Below are 21,343 nucleotides of genomic sequence, written 5' to 3' on the forward strand. Positions count from 1 at the left end.
AAAGTATAAACGCTTAAATTCCATTGTTATAAAGAAGCACGCATTTGGAGCAAATCGGCATCAAACCACAGGCCAGAACCTCGCGCTGTTTGCGGAGATCGTCCCCGTGAAAAATATCGGCCATGCTATCTTCGTACAAATTGCCGACACTGAATTCCGGAAAAAATTTGCATGGATTCACTTTACCGTCCGGCATGACGTCGATGCGGTTTGAGATCGACAAGCATTTCGTCCGGTTCATGGCCGGCTTTTCGCTGCCCCGGATAAACCCTTCCACCTCTTCAGGCTCCAGTGCGGGCTGATAGCGGATGCGTATATTCCACACGCGGGAATTGACTCGTTTAAGTTCTTCGATCAGCGTATCGAAATGGTCCGGTGAAATGTGAAACGTGAAGGAGTGCCAGCTGTTCTTGTGGTTGTCCGCAAAGCGGGAGGCAAGATGCGGGAAATGGGCATCGAAGTAAGCGTCCATTTTTTCCGCCGTATTGGAAGGGATGTACCAAGGAAAGCAGAAGTAGACGGAATCTACGCCCATCTCTTCGAAAAATTCCATAAAGCTGTAAAGCTGGCCGACCATCTGGTCGTTTACCGTCAGAGCGACGGACACTTTGCCTTTGTACAGGCCCTGTTTTTGCAGATCCAGCAGCAGCTGTATGGAATGAATCACTTTTTTGAACGTGCCTTTGCCCCGGATCGCGTCGTTCTCTTTCTCGAAACCTTCCAGGCTGACCAGCATGACCAGATTTTCCGACATTTTCAGAATGGAATCCAGCTTTTGCTCAATAAGAATCGCATTCGTACAAATGGTCGTGTACCGATCTTCTTTGGCCAGCAGCTCCGCCAGTTCATCGAATTTGGAGTAGAACAGCGGCTCCCCGCCCCACAGGAACACACGTGATTTGCGTTCTCTCGTTTCGGCCAGAAGTTTCTCCACGACGGGTATTTCGATTTCATCCTTCTTCGCTTCTTTGGCAAAGCCATGATGGAAGCCGTCCGGATTCCATTCGAAGCAGTGCTTGCAGCGCAGGTTGCAGCCGTTGTTGAGCTTGATCCCGATTTCGTAAGGCACGGGGGCCGCATAAGTCGGATCTTCCCGCCGCTTTCTTCCCGTTTCCGCCAGCGGAACCAGGGTTCTTTTCATATTGCGGAACGTTAGTTGGTCAAACGTAACTGCTGTTTTCGGCTGCATACATATTCCTCCCAAAATGGTTGATTTTTAATCGCTGCTCCAGCAAACGACTATAAATCCCCTCCAGATGATGTTCCGAAAAATCCCGGGCTTTCCATTCCGCAAACCGGATGCCGAAACCGCAGGATTCCCAATAGGTTGAATTATGAAGCTCGTGATCGCCGAACGGCTCCAGCATGATAAAAGGGACTCCGAACGCCAGCGATTCGTTTAAGGTTGCTCCTCCCGGTTTGCTGATGACCGCTGCGCAATTGCGCAGCAGGTCGGTGTAAACGGAGTAATCCCCGAGCGGGTACTCCCGGAGAACGCCGTCCTCACGGACATAACGGATCATCGGCGGAAACGTGTGCTTCCCCTGCGTGTCCCGGATCCATGGCTCCCAGGAGGCGTCCGTTCCAAAGTAACGCGTAACCCCGTCGTCCTCCTCCACCTCGGAAGGATCGTAGACGATCACATCGAGCTTGCGACCAAGCGCGCGAAGTTCGCGGATCGTCTCGGCGTAAGTGCCGATTCCCCAGCCGCCGCCATGGATCATAATGCGTCCGGCGCGCTGCCCGTAAGGCAGCGGCTCCGCTTCGTCCGAAGCGATGTAATTGTCCGGGGACAGCTTCGAAGGCTCGTAGAACCAGACGTTGTCATAGCCGGGATACAACTGCTTGTGTACCTTATAAGAGGGTGTATCCGATGCATCCAGCCGGATCAGCTTGATATCCAGGGGCCTGCCGGCAGCAGCCTTGTAGCGCTCCAGGATCGGCAGCCAGAAGCCGGTAAATACCCCGAAACGGTACGCACCAGCCCGCATCCAAGCGTCAAGAAGCCTCCCGACCGCATCGTCGTTCAGGGAAGGTCCAACGGGCTTGGCCAGCTTATGCCCCATACGGGCAACGGAGAAATCGGCATGGAATGCTTTTTTGGTGGACCGGATCTTGCGCCGGATTTCTTCGTGATACAAATTCTCCAGAACGTGAACGTCCGTTCCGACTCCTTTGCCTTGCAGGTATGTGTGCAAATGCATTGCCGGAATGTATGCGCCGAACGAATTTCCCGACGCCAGTAAGGTAACCGGAGATGAATTCATGCGAGAGCCCCCCGAGTTCCAGATTTAGTTGTACACTTTAACGGACAAGTCGGCGAGCACCTGCCGCAATCTTTCGAGCAGTTCGCCGCGGTGTCCGTCGTCACGTCCCACCACCGATACATACAACCGTCCCTTCGGCATGCCTCGTTTGTGCAACGTTCCCTCAGCGATCCGGCGGCGGGTCAGTATCTCGTTCACCATGACGGTATTCGATGAGAGAGGGACGATTCCGTACTCCCCGGGTGCTGTCAACAGAAGACCGGATGCGCGCAATGCGTGCAGCAGTCTCCCAATCGTGAAGTCGCCTTCCGGAAGACCGAGGGACAAAAACGTAAGCCATCCGGTAAGGCCATACATTTCCCAGCATTTATCGAGATAAGCGTTAATGAGGCCCATGGACTTGCGGGCGTTAATCTCCACAATGGATGCGACTTCCCCGTCTTTCAGCACCATGGAGTCGAAGCAGGCGAAGCCGTGGTAGCTGTCCTCCGCCAGCAGCCGGAGCGCTTTCTCTATCACGGTGAAATAGCCGGCGTTCTCAAGCAGGCGGATCAAAGCTTCATCCGCTTGAATAGACCCGCCGTAATTTTGCTGGCGATTCACCATCCGCTGAACGGAGATGAATTCCGTCTCGCCGTTCTCCCGGATGAACCAGTGGGAACTGAAGTCGGTCTCTTTCATCAGCAAGGGCTCAAGCAGAAATTGAGAACGCAGTCCGCTTCCCTCCTGTTTATGCAGGTGCTCTACTATCCTCCGCTGAATGGCTTCACTGTCGATGAGCAGATTGCCCTTGCCCGAGACACCGAAGGGATCTTTCAGCAGATATGGGCCCCGCTTCAGAAGAGCATGTCCGATCGTCTTTATTTCCGCTGCGCTGTTCGCCTCTGTGCCGTAGCACTTCTCTCCAATGCTGGATAGGAGCCGGTTGGAGTACAGCTTTGAGTTAACGCGTACAACTGTCTCAAGGTCCGGCAAAGGTCTAAACGGCCCGGCGGCCTGCAGGTAAGCTAGCGTATCTGCCGTAATGGCGTACGGGGACAGAATCTTCGTGGCATGGGTGGATACCGCTTCATCCGGTGACGGCGTTTTCCGTACATGATCGGCCGCAAGCCTGAACATGCACTGCTTGAAAACATCCGGTTCTGGTAAAGGCTCCTTCTCGTCGTTCAAATCATAGTGATAGCGTGTTCGAAAAGAAAAGCCAAGCCCATCCAGGTACTCGTGCAGCGCTGGATCGATGTTGCAACGGCTGTAGAGGACATCGTCCGGCCCGCAGAACGGGAAAAGCAGCTCGTCCATACACAGGACAATCGACTCCCGATCCTTATCGGGCATCGAGGGCAACCGGGCCAGATCCGGATCTCTCCAACGCGTTTCGGGGTCGAAGGTACCCATAACGGTTTTCGGAATCGCACCGGCTTCATTGCTTGGCATCTTCGTATATTGGCTGGCCTTGCGGCTGGCAGCTTTTCAAAAAAGTAATAAAAGCGTCGATGGACCGGAGATGTTCGTAATCGAATTGGTCATAGTCGATGGTCACGTTCAACTGATCCTCGACCTGAAGCATAAACTGGATCATTTGCAGAGAATCGAGGCCGATATCGTTGTTCAGATCCATTTCGGGGGACAGGGATTGGCGGAGTTCAGGCTGGTCTTCTTTGATAGCGCACAAAATGTCTACAATTTTATCGTACATGACTACACTCCTTTAAAGGGGTAATGTATGAAGTACAACCGTATCCTTGCGCTTGCAAATTCCACTCAAAAAAACTGCTTTGTTATCTCCCTCCCTTTTCCATTAGTTACATTTATTATCTTTCGTATGTTAAATTCTGTCAATCAAAATCGCAGTCATAGGAGCACCGGCTCTGATGCGGCTGGGAATGTACATCCAACAATGCGCAGCTGATCTATCCCTATTTTGGGTTGGAGCAAATATCCGCATATTTCACCGTTCGGTACACTGGTCTCATGCAGAAAGAAATAGGCACCTTTTTCAGATCTACATAATATCCTGCATTAGTTTACTAAAGGGAGAGCCTGAATGAAAAAGAACTTAACTTATGATTACATTGTGGTGGGCACAGGTCCGGCGGGTTCCGTTATCGCGAAGACGCTTACCGACGACAAACGAACCTCCGTTCTTGTCTTGGAAGCGGGGGGAAATCATGACAAAGATAAACCGATCAAGGATTCCACTTTTGCACCGGAACTTGAAGAAAGCTTTTCCCCAAATTATTTTTGGCAAGGTGAAGGTGTTCCTCTGGACGGCCTGGATGGCCGCACATTCGAGTGGACTACGGGACGTCTCTCAGGAGGCGGATCCTCTATAAATGGAGAGCAATATGTGCGTCCGACAACAGCTGTACTCGAAAAATGGGAACGGCTGCTTGGCCCCCTATGGTCACCTGAAAAAGCCATACGGCGTTTCAAACAATTGGAGAATTTCAATGGATCAACGACAAATCGGGCTGCGCACGGTTATAAAGGAAGAATAGATATCAGGCAAGCGCCCGAAAATCCAACATCGATGGCTCAAAAACTGGCAACGGCCATCGAGCGTGCTTCAGGGCATCCGATAATTCTTGACTATAATGATCCTGATACCCCTATTGGACCGTTCACACGTTGGCAATTGTACCAACAACCCGATGGCCGAAGGGAAAGCTCGTCGACCGCATTTTTGTCTTCGGATATCATGACGCCTTCAGGCGTAGGGGTTCATAATCGTAAACTAACCGTATTGTTCAGGACAACGGCTCTTCGTATTCTCTTTTCCGGCAAACGTGCCATTGGAGTTGAATTTTTGAAGGATGGTAAATGCTCTCGTGCATATTCCCGTAAAAAGGTGATCATATCGGCAGGAATCAACAGTCCGCAGATCTTGATGCTGTCCGGGATCGGATCCGCTAAAATGTTAAAAAAGGCAGGTATCCCCGTCGTTTTTAATAATCCAAACGTAGGACAGCGATTAAAAAACCACACTTTAAACTTCGCTGTATTTTCCGTCAATTCAAATGATCGCCCCCTCCCTGCCCAAGATCCAAACGCACTGTATACAGGGGGGGCTTTTTTGCCGGATCCATCCGGTAAAGATCCAGAAGAGCGGGCCGTTCAACTGCTTGGCATCGGAGCGGATGAACAATTGACAATAGCGATTCTGTACTTGCGCCCCAAGAGCAAAGGGAATATCCGCCTACAAAGCAAAGATCCGCTTAATATAGTATTGGCAGACGAAGGATTTCTTTCGGATCCGGACGACATGGATGCCGTAAAAAGGATCTATCGAACGTATATCAAAAATATTTCTCTCGAGCTATCGCGATTAGACCCCTCTTATCAGCTCCTCTCGCCTACGTTTGATGTGATTGACGATGATGAAAAACTCGAAGAATTCATTAAAGAAAATTTTGATCATAATCATCATCAGCAAGGGTTTCTGCGAATGGCTCCTTTGTCAAAAGGGGGAGTCGTTGATTCCAGGGGAAATGTACACGGGGTCAAGAATTTGATCGTTGCAGATGCCTCCATAATCCCGTTTACAGTGGATGGAAACACCTCTTCGGCTGCATATCTTGTCGGCTATACAATCGCGAAGCAATTATGTAAAAAAACAACCCGCAATAAAAAACAGCGAACACGAACAGAATGGGTAGAAGAGTAAAATGAAAAGGGGCTATCCAGCCCCTCCAGCCCCTTTTAAATTCTCCCTCATTGTCAAAATCCCTTACTAACAAAGAAGAATTTTCGTCTATTCATTTGACTCCTTAAATTCACTTCTATCGCCTTCATACCATGGATTTAAATGAACCAAAACCTCTTCCACGTCAGAATGCTGCTCCATAATGGTCTGTTTAATTTTCCGGGATATGTCATGCCCTTCTTGGACGCTAAGTTCTGCCGGAACGCCGACTCTGACATCTACGATGATATAATGTCCGTGGTCCCTGCCCCGGATTCTGTCAAGGCGTTTTACTTCCGGTATTTGGTGAATCAGCTCAACGAGCTCATCTATTTTATCCGGATCGATATTTTTCTCCATCAATACATCTACCGATGATTTCCCCATGTGAAAAGCCAACTTGAAAACAAGAATAGCTACAATAATTCCTGCAACGGGATCTCCGTAGGAAAGAATTCCGATATGATAATGATCGCCAACCATGGCCAATCCGATCCCTACAACTGCAGCAATGGATGCATACACGTCTGCCAGATGATCATAAGCAGTTGCAATCAAGCCGTTACTTTTTAATCTCTTCCCGATCGACATGGTATAGAGATATAAAATTTGTTTTAAAATCAGTGAAAACACGGCTGCAAAGAGGGCAATAACCGTAGCTTTATGCGGCGGTTCAAAAAGGATCGCTACGGAATGGAAGGCCATGTAAATAGCTGCCAGCGCCAAAATAATCGCTACGATTCCCGCTCCTACTACTTCCGCCTTCCCGTGACCATAGGGATGATCATCATCGGGAGGCATTTTAGAGACACGCATAGAGCTGAGCGCAGCTCCAGTAGCAACGACATCCCCTGCATTGTGTACTCCGTCCGCGACCAATACCGGGCTGCCGAATACCATACCTACTGCGAGTTTGATTGCAGTTAATGCAACATTACTTATAAAACTGAGCCAAATCGCAATAGACGATTGTCTATTTTCGTTAACCAATGCTTCATTTCTCCCTAAACCGTATTTAATCATCATTTGACTTGTCATATGTTTGCACGAAATAACGATCAGAATCTAATAGTAGCTTATAACCTTTGTGTGGGTCTAGAGAAACAGTTTTTGTCTTTATCTAAAAAATATGATAAATCATAAAATGTTGGATAAGCGAAAATTTAGTTTACATAATTATATTGATGTTAATCAATGTGCTGTAATGCGAATTGTAATTATTTACCGTTTTGCCCTTACTCCATTCGAAGAAATCCATATGATACATTGTATTTTATTTCAAGGAGGTAGCATGAAATGAGTGAAGTCGTAGGGGGAGTTGGCGTCGGCTACGGTTATGGAGGATTATGGGGAGGAAATATCGGAGTTATTTTGGTTTTATTCATACTGCTGGTTATCATTACAAGATCTTTTGTATGGTAAACCATTGCAACTTTAAAAACCCTGCAAACGCTGCAGGGTCTATTCGACTTTTTCAATCTTTTCGGGAAAGGCTCTTCATATACTCTCTTAGGACAGGCGCCGTTTTGCGTACGACATGAGCGCTTCCGCCGCGATTTTGGACATCCTCGATCATCATGGCCATCATCAATTCGGCTCCCGCCGCATCATAAGCAACGAATCAACCGTGGAAATAATCTGATAAAATTATCATGATTGATATATCTGCTTTTAAAAACATGAACCAGGATATTTGCCTAAAAACGAGAATATCTTATTTCTAATAGGCGGTTTACTAATAAAGGAGGGGGATTGAATTGGAGGATATCATTAAGGAGTATGCCTCTGGCTACGAAATGCTTCGGGATGCCATCGAAGGATTGTCTGAAGAGGAGTTTCGTTACAAGCCCGCACCGGACAAATGGAGCATTCACCAAATTCTCATTCATGTGACGGATTCAGAGATCTCATCCACAGCTCGGCTAAAAAAAGTCTTGGCGGAAGATGAGCCGGCTCTTATTTCATTTGATCAGGATGCATGGGCGAATAACTTGGGGTATGATTTATTGGACCGCGAACAGTACCTGCTTCTGTTCAAAATGCTGCGTTCCAGTATGCAAACCATTCTAAGCAATCTGACTAGTGAACAATGCGAGCGAGTCGGGGTGTATCCAGATCAAGAGCGGTACACATTTAAGCAATTGTTGGTCTATCGCGTCGAACATGTCCGCGGCCACCTTGCTCAAATTGAAAGGGTTAAGAAGGCTTATCAAGAGAATCAATTAACCAAATAAACTTAACTTCCTTAATCATTTTTGCCCGGCGACAAGGACATTCACTAACGTAAGCCCCTTGGGGATGAGAAAAGGACATGCTACGTCATCGATGACTGGAGCATGTCCTCTTTAGTTCCGATCACTTACAGCTCTTTAGTCATAAAGGTGCTGTAAGGATCAAGGATATAGTCCGCAAAAGGCCCGCACTCTTTGAATCCGAAAGCCTGATACAGCCGTCTCGCCGGCTGGAACGATTCCATTGAGCCGGTTTCCAGGCTTAACCGCCGATACCCCCGGTTTCGCGCCTCTTCAATGATGTGAGCCAAAATGGATCTGGCTACACCCTTTCGCAAATGGGCGGATGCGGTCCGCATCGATTTGATCTCGCCGTGACCGGAATCCAGCTCCTTGAGCGCCCCGCAGCCAAGCAGCTCTCCCTGCTCCCACGCACTCCAGAACGTCACGTCCGGCTGCCGGAGCCTGTCCAGATTGAGGGCGTGCACGCTCTCGGGCGGCGACTTCTCTGCCATGCCCTGCAAATGCTCCCGGATCAATCCGGCAATTTCAGGCCCTGTTAAATCATCCACTATAATTTCCATACCGTTCACCCCGCCGACAGATTTTTTTCATATGTGTGCTGTGATCATTGTACTGCCGAACCTGCCCGAACAAAAGACAATTATCCGGGAAACGCTCCGCTTTTTATTGAGGGTGACACGATATCACCTGCGGTTGGCGTGTGCTTTCTATCCAAAAAACCTCCAATCCCTTTCTAGCATTGGATTGAAGGTTTTCGCGATTTTTTAACCAACGTTACCCGTTGTGGTCGGATCTTATTCCTCCTCTCTTTCGCAAATCACTTCAGTAAATAAATTCAATGGGAAAAGAGTTGGCACTCTTCGGCCCGGAGTCTGCATAAACTCGACAAAGTTTCGACCGACGCGAATTAAGATTCCCTTCAGTTCGCCGATATCTTCTGCGGTGGCCGTCAAGTCAAAAGGCTTCGTCCGTCTAACCCTTTCATGCAAAACGATATAGAAGGAGCTTTGCATTGCGACTACCGTTGAACCAACTTTAAAAGAGGACTTGGTCACATTGGAGAGCCTGCCTATCGTTTTTGTTAATCTCGGAAACCCGGGTTGGAACACCGTAACCGTCCTTCCCACAAGCGGCTGCAAGCGCTGAACCAATGTAATATTCTGTGGGGGCGGACAGCCATGAATATTTCTTTTCCGCATAACATCGCCTCCTTTTAATAACAGGTTGACTCTATCAGTGTATGCTTTCCATGAAATCATGCTTGGATGAAGCTACCTTAAGCAATTTTAAAAAAGCATTGGATCGACTAGCAAACTTTGGGTTTGATAAGAGACATCCTATTTTTGCCCCTCAGTTAAAGCAAAAGCAAACCTCCCCCCGCCCTAGAAAAAATTGCCTTCTCAATCTCGACCATCGCATCCGTGCCGCCCACGTCTACCATAATCCCGCCTCTGCGCCCAGCCGAAAGACGGCTTGCTTTGGCTTCTTCATCCTCGCCGCTCATGAAGAGTGTGGCATTCGCCGCGCCGATCACGGGTCGAGCATTCGTTCGCTTTGTGGATCTCGTGAACCAAAAGTCACCCGAGGCGACTCCAGGTTAACCCCGTGAAACGAAAAACATCATTTTCAGTTCTAAAATTGGCAGGCCATAGTTCCAAAAAGAAAAACCGCCTCGTGGAAGGCGGCTGATTTAGCAATCGTTTCTCGTTTGCTATTTTGAAATGTCAATGATATAAGAAGTAATTTCCTTGATTTTTGTTTTGTTTAAACTGCTATTGAAACGATAAATATTACAGAAAGCGTAGCTAATATTATTTTCGAGGTTCAGGATGCCATTTAAAGAACCGGAATATCCGTGCGTTATTATATTGCTGATAACTAACTCCGTTGGCTTTTTGTCAATCAGTTTTTCAAGCATTCTTAGAACTTGATCCTTGCCTTGTAATGTATCGCTACCGATAAAATTCCATTGGATATCTTCAATGATGTTCTCCATGATCAAGCCAATATCGTTGCAAACAAAAGCAACATTAAACGCTCTAAGCAATTCTTTTTTCGGTGCGTTCCCGCAATCTTCTGCACAAATAATTTTCACTTGTTCGTATCGAATATTATCCTCTGACATGCTCACGATCTCCCTTCCTTCAAAAGCGATCATCTTCAAACCATAACTTTACATAACAATTTTCTTATTCGACATCGTGTTTTCATATTCCTTGTTGTCTGAGGAACGAACTCACGCCGGATATTTGTCTGTCTGTTGTCTTAGCACTATAACCGGCATATCAGGGGTTTATTATCATCTCAATCATCCAATAATACGTATAAGGTAATCATAGTGCGGGGTAAAAACGGGAAGCGGTCGATTTATATGTCCATGTTTTCGGTTTTTTATTGCTGAACGCGGTATCTTTTTTTAGTCTCCAAAAATCTGGGCAAAATCGGGATTTACGCTACTTCCATATACGACTTTTAAATGGACATTCATGGAGGGAAACCTTTTTGGACAATTACAGAAATATCGAAAACAAGTTCCGCCGATACAAGGCCCATATTTCCATTGCCGGTACCACCCAAATTCATATCCGCAATCCGTATTTCATTGCTTGGTGGTCTGCAGCCTTCCCAGGTTTTGGTCACCTCCTGTTAAGCAAATATTTACGCGGACTCTCCTTGTTTATTTGGGAAGTGATTGTAAATTGCAACGCAAAGATCAATTTGGCCATGGTATATTCGTTTTGCGGAAATATTGAGGAAGCGAAAAAGGTGCTGGATCCAAGGTGGATGCTTATGTATATTCCAGTGTATCTGTTTGGCATTTGGGACAGTTACCGGACCTCGGTCGATATGAACAAAGTTTATTTGCTCGCGGAAAGGGAAAATGCGCCGTTTAACTCATTCTCCATCGGAGCGATGGAGATCAATTATTTGGACAAGCGAAAGCCCGCCATGTCGGTCATATGGTCCTTATTTATGCCGGGGCTTGGGCAGCTGCATATCCATCGCGTGCTTACCGCGTTTTTCGCGCTGGCTTGGACGATCGCATTTATATATTTCTCCAAGATGCTTTTGGCGGTCCATTACCTGTTTCTAGGTCAAATTGCAATGTCAACCGCCGTGCTCGACAAACAGTGGCTGCTGTTTATGCCTTCCATGTGGGGATTTGCAGTGTATGATTCGTATGTAAACACCGTAGAAAACAACAAGCTATTTGACTCCGAGCAAAAGGACTTCCTGATCAAACATTACCAAAACCCCTCATTTCAAGTGAAAAAGGGAAAAGTGGTGGTATAAAACAATGGTACAGATTTTTTCAACGTTTGAGCATTCCACCAATTTAGAAATAGCGATTACTGAGCTGGAGAAAAACGGAATTAAAAAAGAAAATATTTTTGCCGTACCTTTAACGAATCGCAAAACGGAGCGGCGATTGTTTGACAGCATTCATAACGCGGACGGCATTTCCTTGATTAGCACCGGAGCAACCCTTGGGACTGCGTTTGCCGTCATTGGAGCTAGTGTTGGTTTCAAACTGGCGTGGGGGCCTATATATTGCGGACTGATCGGTGCGATAAGCGGTTTTTTTCTTGGGGTTTGCATCGACATATTCTACTATAAGGTCATCAAAAAGAAGCAACGACAGTTACGCGGGAAAAATTCAGAGGTAATCCTCGTCATTGAGTGCGATGAAACCCAAGCGATACGGTGGAGGATATTTTGTGGCATCATTATGCATTCGGGACGGCACGAATAATTTAAGAATTAGATTTTGGAAGTCCAATCCTCCATTCTTCAACTTTAAGCAGAGTAACCTAAAGCAGCACCGAGCATGGGCAGCCGATCACAAGAAGTTTGTTCAGATAAGACAACCCCCAGGATGGAATATCCCCCAGGAAAACGCTGTGACTGAACGTTGCTTTGTAAGCCTCGTTCGAATCGGTGACCGCCGAACCGTGCGGCTGATGCAACAGATCCGTACACTCTGTCAAATAGTCCAGCAGAATTGGGTAGAACGCGTTCGTAAAATGAGAGCCGTCTTCATCGTATTGAATCTTGTGCTGCCGGAACATGGGGCCAAGGTCAATGTATTCTACTCCCTTCTCCCCCGCCATCTTCTGAAGAGTTTCATTGAATGCTTCAATCTGCGGGTTCATGAGCGCACCGACCGGCGACGCGTCATCTACCGGCGTAATCGAAAGTACGTAGACGCGCGCTTCCGGCAGCTGTTCCCTTATACGGTCGACCAGCCGGGAATATTGCTGTACGAGCGTCTTCTTCGCTTCCTTCGGCGGTTCCCAGATATTGTTGCCCCATGGATAGGAACACATGCGACGGCTTGCGGCTCGTGATCTCATCGACGTTGTCCAGCGTAGTTTGGACCGTTGCGCCCAATCCCCCATAACGTTCGCTTCCGGCAGCAGGTCATCGTTCGTCAATCCTCCGATAATGGAGTCGCTACGAACAAGCTGCTGCCAAACAATTCCTGGACGCTTCCGTCAGGCTCCCGCAGTCTAAAATCACGAGCCGAATGTTCACACAGGTTCCCTATGAAATATAACCCGCTTCATTCAAGCAGCCTATCTTTTTCCAATAGAGACAATAATCTCTCCTCTGTGCCTGAACCGGGTACCGGTACAAAAAAACACCAGTGCAGGTCCGGGTCGCTATCAATGACGGCCGCGGAATGGAGCATGAACTCCATTTCCTGCCCGTCCGGAAGACGAAATAATGCGGTTGTTACACGCTTTTGCCTGATTTCGTAGAGGTTCCAGAAATACTCAAAGTCCGCGCTTTCCCGTCTCAATCGTTCGAATCGTTCCGTATACAACGGGTTGTCTTTGCTACGGTCGAAGCTTGCCCGCAGAACCGCTGCTGCGTAGCGGGCGAAACTCTCCCAATTTACAAGCCGCCTACGGTAGTCCTCCTTAAAAAATATAACGTTCAACATGTATCTTTCGTTTTCCGGCATATTGCCGAAGTCGGCTATGATCAGTTCTGCGGCCCGGTTCCAGGCGATAACATCCGTACCTGCATCCGTGATGAATGAAGGATATTGCAGTTGATCGACGATTTTTTGCAAAATTCCGTGATCCGACCCCTCGCCGTTTGGAACGGCACCAGCGCTCGCCGGGTCTACATTTGCCAGATCGAACAGATGCTTCTGTTCATCTTCGTCAAGTTGCAGCGCGTTGCTGATATTTAACAGTACTTCCGGCGAAGGATTAACCTCTCTGCCTTGCTCCAGCCAGGTGTAGTAAGTCACGCTCATATTGGCTAGAAAAGAGACCTCTTCCCGTCGAAGCCCTGGAGTACGCCTTCGTCCTGGCAACGGCTGTATTCCCGCCTCTGAAGGCTGCAGCCGTTCCCGGCGCGATTTGATGAAATCGCCCAATGGAGATGAAGAAGGAGTTGTTTTCATGTATGTCACCTTCCTTGGATTCTTAAGTCGTCCGACACATGCAGAGAATGTACATCACTACTCTCAAAAGATCATGGTATTAAACAGCCGTTTAGAAACATTGTAACCCCAAAAACCTGTTGATTTCCATCTCAAGGCCCTTCTTCCATTCGAATTTCCGGAAAATTCATTACCTTAAGACCATCCCCATCATCCCCGACGTCATTCCGCAGAAATTTAACCAATATGGTTGGGATGATGGCAGCCATGTGCTTGCAGAAATCACTGTCAAAATCATGTCCATTCTTTGCAGCGGAATGATGTACAGGTCCGTGTTTTTATTGATTATTCTAATGAGGTATGGCGTCTTCGCTAGAGGCGAAAAAATTGGAAAAGCGGAAAACGGCTCTGCAGCACTCTTTTTACGAAAAAGCTCGCGCAAAGTCTCTTTCCTATTCCCGTTTAGGCGGATTTTTATCCGGGTAAATAAACATGTGTAAATACTCGGACATCGTATCGTCCGTAACCAACAGGAGGGGATTCATTGATGGACCGTAAGAAGGAGCAGCACCCACAGAAGGATATGAAGGACAGCCAGCTAGAGGAATTCCGTGTAAGCGATGCGGGCGAAGCAATGACTACCAACCAAGGCGTTCGAATTTCCGAGGACGAGCATTCGCTCAAAGCGGGCGAACGCGGGCCGACGTTAATGGAGGATTTTCATTTCCGGGAGAAGTTGACCCACTTTGACCATGAGCGCATTCCAGAGCGTGTGGTTCATGCCCGAGGCTTTGGAGCGCACGGTTATTTTCAGGTGTACAAGCCGATGACGAAGTACACGAAGGCTAAGTTTCTGCAGGACCCTTCGATAAAAACGCCGGTATTCGTGCGATTCTCCACCGTGGCCGGTTCGCGCGGCTCGGCCGATACCGTTCGGGATGCCCGGGGCTTTGCCACCAAGTTTTACACGGAGGACGGCAACTTCGACCTCGTAGGCAACAACATCCCGGTCTTTTTCATCCAGGATGCGCTGAAGTTTCCTGATTTGGTTCATGCGTTCAAGCCGGAGCCCCATAATGAAATCCCGCAGGCTTCCACTGCGCATGATACACATTGGGATTTTGTCTCCAGCAACACGGAATCGGCCCACATGATCATGTGGACGATGTCGGACAGGGCGATCCCGCGCAGCTACCGGATGATGGAAGGCTTCGGCGTACATACCTTTCGTTTTGTCAATGACAAGGGCGAAGCGCATTTCGTGAAATTCCATTGGAAACCGCTGCTGGGCGTGCATTCCCTGGTTTGGGACGAAGCGCAAAAAATCGCCGGCAAGGATCCCGACTTTCACCGCCGCGATCTGTGGGAAGCGATTGAAATGGGCAACTATCCCGAATATGAATTTGGCGTGCAAATCATCCGGGAGGATGAAGAGTTCAACTTCGATTTCGATATTCTCGACCCGACCAAAATTTGGCCGGAGGAGCTCATTCCTGTTCAACGCATCGGGAAAATGACCCTGAACCGCAACGTGGACAACGTGTTCGCAGAAACAGAGCAGGCGGCCTTCCACGTAGGCAACGTGGTGCCGGGAATCGATTTCTCCAATGATCCGCTGCTGCAGGGACGCTTGTTCTCTTATACCGATACGCAGCTGATCCGTCTGGGCGGACCGAACTTCCATGAGATTCCGATCAATCGGCCGGTGGCGGAGGTTCACAATAACCAGCGCGATGGTTACCATCGCACGACGATCAACCGGGGCCAAACCAGCTATCATAAAAACTCCCTTGGAAACAACGCCCCCCGCCCCGTTTCGGAGCAGGAAGGCGGATATGTTCACTATCAGGAAAAAGTGGATGGGCGCAAAGTCCAGGCACGCAGCGACAGCTTCAAGGACCACTACACCCAAGCCAAACTGTTCTGGAACAGCATGTCCGACGTGGAGAAGCAGCATATCATTAAGGCTTTCCGCTTCGAGGTGGGCAAGGTGAAAAGCAAAAGCGTACAGCAGCAGGTCGTCGATATGTTCGCCAACGTGGATCTGCTGCTGGCCGAAAAAATCGCCCTGGGCGTCGGCGTCAACCCGCCGAAGGCCGGAGAAGAAGCCACAGGGACGGCGACGGCAGGACGTGCCCAAACCCAGGCCTCACCGGCGCTGAGCCAGCTTCATACCGCCATGTCCCCGGCCACCCGCAAGGTGGCGGTGCTGGCCGCTGACGGGTTCGACGCGGACGAAATGAAGGCCGTGCTCGCCGCATTCTCTGAAGCAGGTGTCGTGCCGGAAGTCGTCAGCGAGAATCTGGGGATGATTGCCGGAACCGACGGCAGCCGGCTGGAGGCCGTGCATACCTTCCTTACGGCCGACTCCGTGCTGTTTGACGCCGTCTATGTAGCCGGCGGGGAGCAGAGCATCGATAAGCTGCTGGTTATCAAAGAAGCGGCCAATTTCGTGACGGAAGCCTACAACCACTTCAAAACCATTGGCGCTTCCGCGTCGGCCATCGAGCTGCTGTCGAGCTCGGGCATTCATTTGTCTGACGCTTCGGCATCTTCCGGCCACCTGACGTCTCCTGGCGAGGATACCGGACTGGTGATCCGCAAGGAGACGGAAGACGGCGGCGTCTTTGCCCGGCAGCTGGTCGACGCCATCGCCATGCACCGCCATTGGGGCCGGGAAATGCAGATGATTTCACCATTGAAGTGAATCTATTGAAAATGGATGAAGGATAGTCCGGCTTCGCTCATTGCGGGGCCGGGCTTCTTATATATTCGACCATTTTCATATGCAATTCAGACTCCGAACATTGGAAAATCTCATTAAAAGCATGAGGAGCTCGGATCAACTTGTTTAATGCATTTATTCCGTATTTCTCCACAACAAATTCCACGAACATATAGGAGAACTGAAATCCTTTCATCGTTTCGAAATCCCAGGTATCGTTATTTAATTCTTCAAAAGATGGGATCTCGAGATTACGGATGGCTTCTTCCGTAGAGCCTTTTATAAAGTCTTCGGTCATCTGTTTGGCTTCATATCCACCGATCCCCTGCCTTATCCATTTTGGCACATTCGGATTCATATCACTGATCAACCACATGGTGAACAAGTGGACCGTGCTTTTCAGGATGGATTGATACGTGTGCTCGGGTCCCGGGTTCAAGGGAGATACTATTTTAAGGATATGCCCATCATACGTGCCCATAAACCAATTGGGAGCATCAGCTTCTCCTACTGCCTGATGAAACGTTGGCAGATCGGGGTATATTTCAATAACTACTTTTTGTGACGGATCGTGATTATATTTTGACGAGACTCTTTCAACATGTTTGCTGAGTTCAACGAACAAGTCATGATGTACTTTCTTCAGACGATGATTCGTGCCCTCGTTGTTGCCCTTATTTACAATTGAAATCAAATCTTGAATAGACATGATGGTAATGTCCCCCCATTCTTTTAGTTCTTTCCTCAGTTTTTCCAAAGATCGGTACAATCTGTTCTTAACTGCACTCTCACGCATCTCTATGATCTTGGCGATTTCAGTCAGCGTGCAGTCCACAAAAAAGCGTAATGCAATAATTTCCTGGTCTACCTCATCTAATTGATTGAGCGCAGCTCCAATATCAATCCGAAAATCCACATAATTTGTAAATTCAAGGGAGATCGACTGTGATTCATAAGCCGTAAAATCAAATGGAGATTCTTTTTTTCTCGATATCCTCCTATATTCGTTTTTTACTGTATTCTGAGCGATGTTAAATATCCACGTGAATACATTAGAGCGGCCTTTAAAGTTGTGAATGTTTTCGACAGCTTTCAAAAAAACCTGCTGAGTCAAGTCATCTGCAACCATTGGGTTCAATTTTAACGAGAAGTACTTGCGGATTCTTGGACGATACAACTCATACGTGCTTTCAAAGCTGGTATTGCTCTCCTGTTTATCCGGATAAACAGGCTTTGTGTCTTGAGCTCTTGACATGGTGAGAACCTCCTCTTGATTTACAATGAATTAGACACCGGAGGGAGCCAAAAAGCCACGCCATTTGCAAAAAAATTATGATTACGATTAACAGCATGTGTGCCAAGCAAAAAAAGCCCGATTAAGATAACCTAAAGGGCCCACAGTACGTTCCATTCATTATTATCTATTTCAATTTTCATTGGGTTTCCTGCTCTTTAAAAATCAGTGGCGTCCATTCCGGATTTGATTTTATGTAATACAACGGATGAGCCGGTAAGAAACACATGCGTGTCGCATGAAGTAAGAAGTTATTTTTTCTTTACCGGTATCCAAATCTCCCCAGTAACATGCTCTCCAGTTCCATAGTACATTTCAAAACTAGGGCCTTCAATCTGCTCGTATTCAGATGTCGGAAACCACTCGGAATAGATTCGTTCCCATAGTTTTTTCAAATCGCATTTCGGCTCCGGGAAAATAGCCCATGTGAATGCCGGTACAGAAAGTTTTGTAAATCTCTCCGGTATTTTAAGTCCCCTTGGTAAATGATAACATATCATGTATTTGAAAGATTCCCCATTGTCATCATATAAGGCCGCATGCAATAGGGTGTCGCCAAAACGTCCCAATAATTCGTTCATTAGATCAACACTGCCGTCATCATCACATTTTTTACGGAACGCCGGAACTTCGGCAAATGCGGTCTGTCTGTCCGAGTTGATAAGGCCATAAACGCCAAACATCTCAAAAGGCCCTCTTTGCTCAATCCGATAATTCATTTCGACATCTCCTTTAATTGAAATATGAAAGGAGCCCCTCCTTTCAAGATCAATATTATCGAAGATAAAAAATGAATGCCGTGCATTTCCTGCACGAAAAAGTCAGCATGCCGAAGCTTTTCAAAATCATTACTCCGCCCCAGCTCCACGCTGGTTTAAACAATCGATGAAGGCATCGATTATGTCACTACGTTCTCAAATTCGGGAAAATGATACGCATACCATTCAGCGGCTGCTGAAATAATTGTCCGCAGGAAGAGTTAAGTACGCATACTTTAAATCTCCCAATTCAGATGCCCCTTGCGCATTTTTGCAATGTAAATGATTTGTCCCGTGTGACTAGGCAAGTGTCTAAATTGATGCAGAAGCATTTCCAGGGCGGTGGCTTGATGATCTAAGGCGCCATTAAGGTTTGAGTAATTTATGTATGGCTGCTCCAGCAATTTTTCAGGATTTGCTTTCATGATTTCAAGAACCTTAATGATGCAGTCGTATGATTTCTCTGAAAGTTCTAATATTTGTTCTTTCGATATTTGCAGACCGCGATCAAATTCTTTACTTCGATCCAGGTTATTTGGAGCACCAAAATATACGGTTTCAAACCATTCATATACCGCCCCTGAAATGTGTGCGACCAAATTAGCGATACTATTGCTTTCTGGCGTAGGCGACCATAAAATATCCTCTTCGGATAATTGCTCAATGACAATACGAGTCCACTTCTGATCTGCTTTGTATTTCCTCATCAGAAAGTCAATCACTACGGTTGAAGTATCCAAATTTATTCATGCTCCTCTTTACGGACATTTAATTAGGAAAAAATAGTACGAACCTTCCCCTCCTCCATCTTTATTTGTGGAACAGAATGCATTCGATATATTATTCTTCTTTATAGAACAAACACCTTCTTGGCTTTAACCTGTAATAAGTCATCCTAGAGCAAGTTAGATTTATTCAATTCAAAGTCTTATTTGATTTTCTCAGCCAACTCCAAAATAATTCCCTCTGCCCACGAACGTAGCATAATTATAATTTTATACATTTCGCTGTATCTTCCTTACAAACTACAGTTTCGATCGCATTCGCTGCATCGGCATAAGAACTTGAATGACAAGTGAAAAAAAGGTATCCCAAAGTTCCAATTTCGACTTTGAGGCACCCCTTTTTTCACTTCAAAAATCTTCACCATATATCCCGTCTTATAATTTGCTATTCATACCTTCCCTCCCTTCACTGGGTTTGAAAATAAATAAAACCCGCAGTGACGCACACTGTGGGTTCAGATGCCGAATATTTTGAATACTGAAAGCAAATAATGTGGCTGAAGAGAAAGCTGACAAAAGACTGGCAGGTGAAAAGGTTGCAGCAACAAAGCGATTTCATGTTGAACGGAGCAAGTCGAACTAAATCCGGTACCAATCCGGTTTTACCCAAAATAATCCTCATTGTTGTGGATACATTAATGAGTCAGTCGATTGATACGGGAATCGAACAAAATAAACTACCTACCTTACAGTTCTTGATTGAACACGGTCAATACTATAAGGATGTTGTTACCTCATTTCCGACGATGTCCGTGTCGATCGACAGCACCTTGCTCACGGGAACGTATCCGGATGAACATCGCGTACCGGGACTGCTCTGGTATTCTATGCATGACAAGAAACTCATTAACTATGGCAGCGGATTTTGGGAAATATACAGGAACGGAATCAATCAATTTTTAAATGATGTATTAATCCATCTGAACGGAAACCACTTGAATCCGCAAGTTCCGACCATTTTTGAAGAATTGGCCCGGATGGGATTAAAATCAGGGTCCATTAACGGATTGATCTACCGGGGAAGCTGCGATCACCAGCTGAATTTTCCTTTTTGGCTCCATATGCCTACCGTATTACCCAAGAATCTCAAGGTAAAAGGTCCGGATTTGTTGGCCTATGGCGCTTTCTCAAATCCGCTGAAAAACGTGAAAAATTTGCCGATAGGCCCCATCGGCAAATTTGGTATTAACAATGGATATTCCCTTGAAATGGTGACGCATCTCATTCAGAACGGGCAATTGCCTGATTTTCTTTATGTCTATTTTCCCGATCTCGACACCAGGATACATAAAAAAGGCCCTTCCGATTTGGACGGCGTCATTCGCACGGATAACCAATTGCATACTTTGTTGCAAGCGTTTGGTTCACGGGAACAGGCTTTGAAAAAAGCCGTGATCATCATTATGGGAGATAACGGAATGACCCATGTGCTTCCAAAAAATCAACAACCGGTGATTGATTTAGGCCAATCCTTGAAGGGATATCGCGTATTAAAGCAAGGTGGCGCCGTAACGGACCAAACCGAGATTATACTTGCCATAAATGACAGAATGGCTTATCTATATAAGCTAACCCCGCAATTTTCTTTCGAGCATATATCGGACGCTCTGAAAACTGACGAGAGAATCGATATTTTGGCGTGGAAAGATCATGGATGGATTCGTGTTGTTCGATCGGGATCATCTAAAGAATTCGCCTATCAATCCCAAGGAGATATGGTCGATCGTTATAAACAAACATGGACATTGGCCAAGGACCCGGAAGTGCTGGATTTACAAATCAATACCCAGGAGCGCACATTGGATTATGGACAATATCCCGATGTTTTACGGCGATTGTACTCAGCCTTACATTCGCATGACGGCGAATACATGGTAATCACCGCAAAACCGGGATATGAATTGAAGTATGGCAGTTCGCCGACACATAAAGGAGGCGCGGGACACGGTGGCATAAGTCAGGCGGAATCGCTCGTTCCTCTGATTATTTCCGGAACAGACCATAAGCCGGAGTCACTGCGGGTCGTCGATTTAAAATCATTTTTTCTTCAGCATTTTAAGGGTTGAGCTGCGAAACCATTGGCACTCAACCCTTCAGTGTAATTGATGTGTTATTCATCCGGCTAACAATATATTTCTTGTTCTCCGGTTGTCCAATAACATACATTGTCCGTTCGGGT

At 47.0% G+C, this 21,343-nt stretch carries 20 protein-coding genes; 7 read left to right on the forward strand and 13 right to left on the reverse strand.

The window, feature by feature from the left end:
- Window positions 1–13: 13 nt before the first annotated feature.
- Genes RJP21_RS18110 through RJP21_RS18125 form a run of 4 tightly spaced genes read right to left on the reverse strand, consistent with a single transcriptional unit; the run spans window position 14 to window position 3,963 of the window.
- Window positions 14–1,189, reverse strand: a complete 1,176-nt coding sequence (locus RJP21_RS18110) for a radical SAM protein (protein WP_310860521.1) — start codon at window positions 1,187–1,189, stop codon at window positions 14–16.
- Entirely contained in the window at window positions 1,161–2,267 is a 1,107-nt protein-coding gene (locus tag RJP21_RS18115; protein ID WP_310860522.1) for a hypothetical protein, read from the reverse strand. The genes RJP21_RS18110 and RJP21_RS18115 overlap by 29 nt, the downstream gene beginning before the upstream one ends.
- Window positions 2,268–2,291: 24 nt before the next feature.
- Window positions 2,292–3,701, reverse strand: a complete 1,410-nt coding sequence (locus tag RJP21_RS18120) for a hypothetical protein (RefSeq protein WP_310860523.1) — start codon at window positions 3,699–3,701, stop codon at window positions 2,292–2,294.
- The gene (locus RJP21_RS18125) at window positions 3,688–3,963 is read right to left on the reverse strand and encodes an acyl carrier protein (RefSeq protein WP_310860524.1); all 276 of its coding nucleotides are present in this window, start codon (window positions 3,961–3,963) and stop codon (window positions 3,688–3,690) included. Before RJP21_RS18125 ends, RJP21_RS18120 begins: the two co-directional genes overlap by 14 nt.
- A gap of 348 nt (window positions 3,964–4,311) precedes the next feature.
- Between RJP21_RS18125 and RJP21_RS18130 the strand changes: the two genes are divergently transcribed.
- Window positions 4,312–5,931, forward strand: a complete 1,620-nt coding sequence (locus RJP21_RS18130) for a GMC family oxidoreductase (RefSeq protein ID WP_310860525.1) — start codon at window positions 4,312–4,314, stop codon at window positions 5,929–5,931.
- Window positions 5,932–6,018: 87 nt separating this feature from the next.
- On the opposite strand, the gene RJP21_RS18135 is transcribed toward RJP21_RS18130, so the two are convergent.
- On the reverse strand, window positions 6,019–6,939 hold the full coding sequence (locus RJP21_RS18135) for a cation diffusion facilitator family transporter (RefSeq protein ID WP_310860526.1): 921 nt from the start codon (window positions 6,937–6,939) through the stop codon (window positions 6,019–6,021).
- 306 nt (window positions 6,940–7,245) lie between these two features.
- Here RJP21_RS18135 and RJP21_RS18140 point away from each other — a divergent pair, with 306 nt between their 5' ends.
- Both RJP21_RS18140 and RJP21_RS18145 read left to right on the forward strand, forming a co-directional pair.
- Complete coding sequence (locus RJP21_RS18140; RefSeq protein WP_310860527.1) at window positions 7,246–7,371, forward strand: YjcZ family sporulation protein; 126 nt, start codon at window positions 7,246–7,248, stop codon at window positions 7,369–7,371.
- Between the two features lie 335 nt (window positions 7,372–7,706).
- On the forward strand, window positions 7,707–8,183 hold the full coding sequence (locus RJP21_RS18145) for a DinB family protein (RefSeq protein ID WP_310860528.1): 477 nt from the start codon (window positions 7,707–7,709) through the stop codon (window positions 8,181–8,183).
- Window positions 8,184–8,308: 125 nt separating this feature from the next.
- On the opposite strand, the gene RJP21_RS18150 is transcribed toward RJP21_RS18145, so the two are convergent.
- The 3 genes from RJP21_RS18150 to RJP21_RS18160 all read right to left on the reverse strand — a co-directional run bounded on the left by RJP21_RS18150 (window position 8,309) and on the right by RJP21_RS18160 (window position 10,329).
- Window positions 8,309–8,764 (reverse strand): GNAT family N-acetyltransferase, encoded by a 456-nt coding sequence (locus RJP21_RS18150; protein WP_310860529.1) that lies wholly within the window; start codon window positions 8,762–8,764, stop codon window positions 8,309–8,311.
- 234 nt (window positions 8,765–8,998) lie between these two features.
- A complete protein-coding gene (locus tag RJP21_RS18155; protein WP_310860530.1) occupies window positions 8,999–9,403 on the reverse strand; it encodes a hypothetical protein in 405 nt (134 codons plus the stop codon).
- A gap of 512 nt (window positions 9,404–9,915) precedes the next feature.
- A complete protein-coding gene (locus RJP21_RS18160; protein ID WP_310860531.1) occupies window positions 9,916–10,329 on the reverse strand; it encodes a nuclear transport factor 2-like protein in 414 nt (137 codons plus the stop codon).
- Window positions 10,330–10,706: 377 nt separating this feature from the next.
- Between RJP21_RS18160 and RJP21_RS18165 the strand changes: the two genes are divergently transcribed.
- Together RJP21_RS18165 and RJP21_RS18170 are read left to right on the forward strand one after the other, a co-directional pair.
- A complete protein-coding gene (locus RJP21_RS18165) occupies window positions 10,707–11,498 on the forward strand; it encodes a hypothetical protein (RefSeq protein ID WP_310860532.1) in 792 nt (263 codons plus the stop codon).
- Between the two features lie 4 nt (window positions 11,499–11,502).
- Window positions 11,503–11,958, forward strand: coding sequence for a hypothetical protein (locus RJP21_RS18170; RefSeq protein ID WP_310860533.1), 456 nt, complete (start codon window positions 11,503–11,505; stop codon window positions 11,956–11,958).
- A 58-nt stretch (window positions 11,959–12,016) separates the two neighbouring features.
- Here RJP21_RS18170 and RJP21_RS18175 read toward each other — a convergent pair whose 3' ends face one another.
- Complete coding sequence (locus tag RJP21_RS18175) at window positions 12,017–12,640, reverse strand: GDSL-type esterase/lipase family protein (RefSeq protein WP_310860534.1); 624 nt, start codon at window positions 12,638–12,640, stop codon at window positions 12,017–12,019.
- Window positions 12,641–12,768: 128 nt separating this feature from the next.
- Window positions 12,769–13,623 carry a helix-turn-helix transcriptional regulator gene (locus RJP21_RS18180; protein ID WP_310860535.1) on the reverse strand — a complete coding sequence of 285 codons (855 nt, stop codon included), beginning with the start codon at window positions 13,621–13,623 and terminating at the stop codon, window positions 12,769–12,771.
- Between the two features lie 526 nt (window positions 13,624–14,149).
- On the opposite strand from RJP21_RS18180, the gene RJP21_RS18185 reads away from it, so the two are divergent.
- Entirely contained in the window at window positions 14,150–16,309 is a 2,160-nt protein-coding gene (locus RJP21_RS18185; protein WP_310860536.1) for a catalase, read from the forward strand.
- Window positions 16,310–16,346: 37 nt separating this feature from the next.
- On the opposite strand, the gene RJP21_RS18190 is transcribed toward RJP21_RS18185, so the two are convergent.
- The 3 genes from RJP21_RS18190 to RJP21_RS18200 form a co-directional block, all read right to left on the reverse strand.
- Window positions 16,347–17,582 (reverse strand): RNA polymerase sigma factor, encoded by a 1,236-nt coding sequence (locus tag RJP21_RS18190; protein ID WP_310860537.1) that lies wholly within the window; start codon window positions 17,580–17,582, stop codon window positions 16,347–16,349.
- Window positions 17,583–17,872: 290 nt separating this feature from the next.
- Entirely contained in the window at window positions 17,873–18,340 is a 468-nt protein-coding gene (locus RJP21_RS18195) for a GyrI-like domain-containing protein (RefSeq protein ID WP_310860538.1), read from the reverse strand.
- Window positions 18,341–18,615: 275 nt separating this feature from the next.
- Window positions 18,616–19,119 carry a DinB family protein gene (locus RJP21_RS18200; protein WP_310860539.1) on the reverse strand — a complete coding sequence of 168 codons (504 nt, stop codon included), beginning with the start codon at window positions 19,117–19,119 and terminating at the stop codon, window positions 18,616–18,618.
- Window positions 19,120–19,700: 581 nt separating this feature from the next.
- Here RJP21_RS18200 and RJP21_RS18205 point away from each other — a divergent pair.
- Window positions 19,701–21,230, forward strand: a complete 1,530-nt coding sequence (locus RJP21_RS18205) for an alkaline phosphatase family protein (RefSeq protein WP_310860540.1) — start codon at window positions 19,701–19,703, stop codon at window positions 21,228–21,230.
- Window positions 21,231–21,343 lie beyond the last annotated feature (113 nt).

The sequence above is a fragment of the Paenibacillus sp. VCA1 genome (assembly GCF_031583795.1).
Classification (GTDB): domain Bacteria; phylum Bacillota; class Bacilli; order Paenibacillales; family Paenibacillaceae; genus Paenibacillus_AQ; species Paenibacillus_AQ albilobatus.

Bases quoted from the DNA above. Each gene is read 5' to 3' on its own strand.
- RJP21_RS18110 (WP_310860521.1), bottom strand. From the start codon at position 1,189: ATGCAGCCGAAAACAGCAGTTACGTTTGACCAACTAACGTTCCGCAAT.
- RJP21_RS18115 (WP_310860522.1), bottom strand. From the start codon at position 2,267: ATGAATTCATCTCCGGTTACCTTACTGGCGTCGGGAAATTCGTTCGGC.
- RJP21_RS18120 (WP_310860523.1), bottom strand. From the start codon at position 3,701: ATGCCAAGCAATGAAGCCGGTGCGATTCCGAAAACCGTTATGGGTACC.
- RJP21_RS18125 (WP_310860524.1), bottom strand. From the start codon at position 3,963: ATGTACGATAAAATTGTAGACATTTTGTGCGCTATCAAAGAAGACCAG.
- RJP21_RS18130 (WP_310860525.1), top strand. From the start codon at position 4,312: ATGAAAAAGAACTTAACTTATGATTACATTGTGGTGGGCACAGGTCCG.
- RJP21_RS18140 (WP_310860527.1), top strand. From the start codon at position 7,246: ATGAGTGAAGTCGTAGGGGGAGTTGGCGTCGGCTACGGTTATGGAGGA.
- RJP21_RS18150 (WP_310860529.1), bottom strand. From the start codon at position 8,764: ATGGAAATTATAGTGGATGATTTAACAGGGCCTGAAATTGCCGGATTG.
- RJP21_RS18155 (WP_310860530.1), bottom strand. From the start codon at position 9,403: ATGCGGAAAAGAAATATTCATGGCTGTCCGCCCCCACAGAATATTACA.
- RJP21_RS18160 (WP_310860531.1), bottom strand. From the start codon at position 10,329: ATGTCAGAGGATAATATTCGATACGAACAAGTGAAAATTATTTGTGCA.
- RJP21_RS18170 (WP_310860533.1), top strand. From the start codon at position 11,503: ATGGTACAGATTTTTTCAACGTTTGAGCATTCCACCAATTTAGAAATA.
- RJP21_RS18180 (WP_310860535.1), bottom strand. From the start codon at position 13,623: ATGAAAACAACTCCTTCTTCATCTCCATTGGGCGATTTCATCAAATCG.
- RJP21_RS18185 (WP_310860536.1), top strand. From the start codon at position 14,150: ATGGACCGTAAGAAGGAGCAGCACCCACAGAAGGATATGAAGGACAGC.
- RJP21_RS18190 (WP_310860537.1), bottom strand. From the start codon at position 17,582: ATGTCAAGAGCTCAAGACACAAAGCCTGTTTATCCGGATAAACAGGAG.
- RJP21_RS18195 (WP_310860538.1), bottom strand. From the start codon at position 18,340: ATGAATTATCGGATTGAGCAAAGAGGGCCTTTTGAGATGTTTGGCGTT.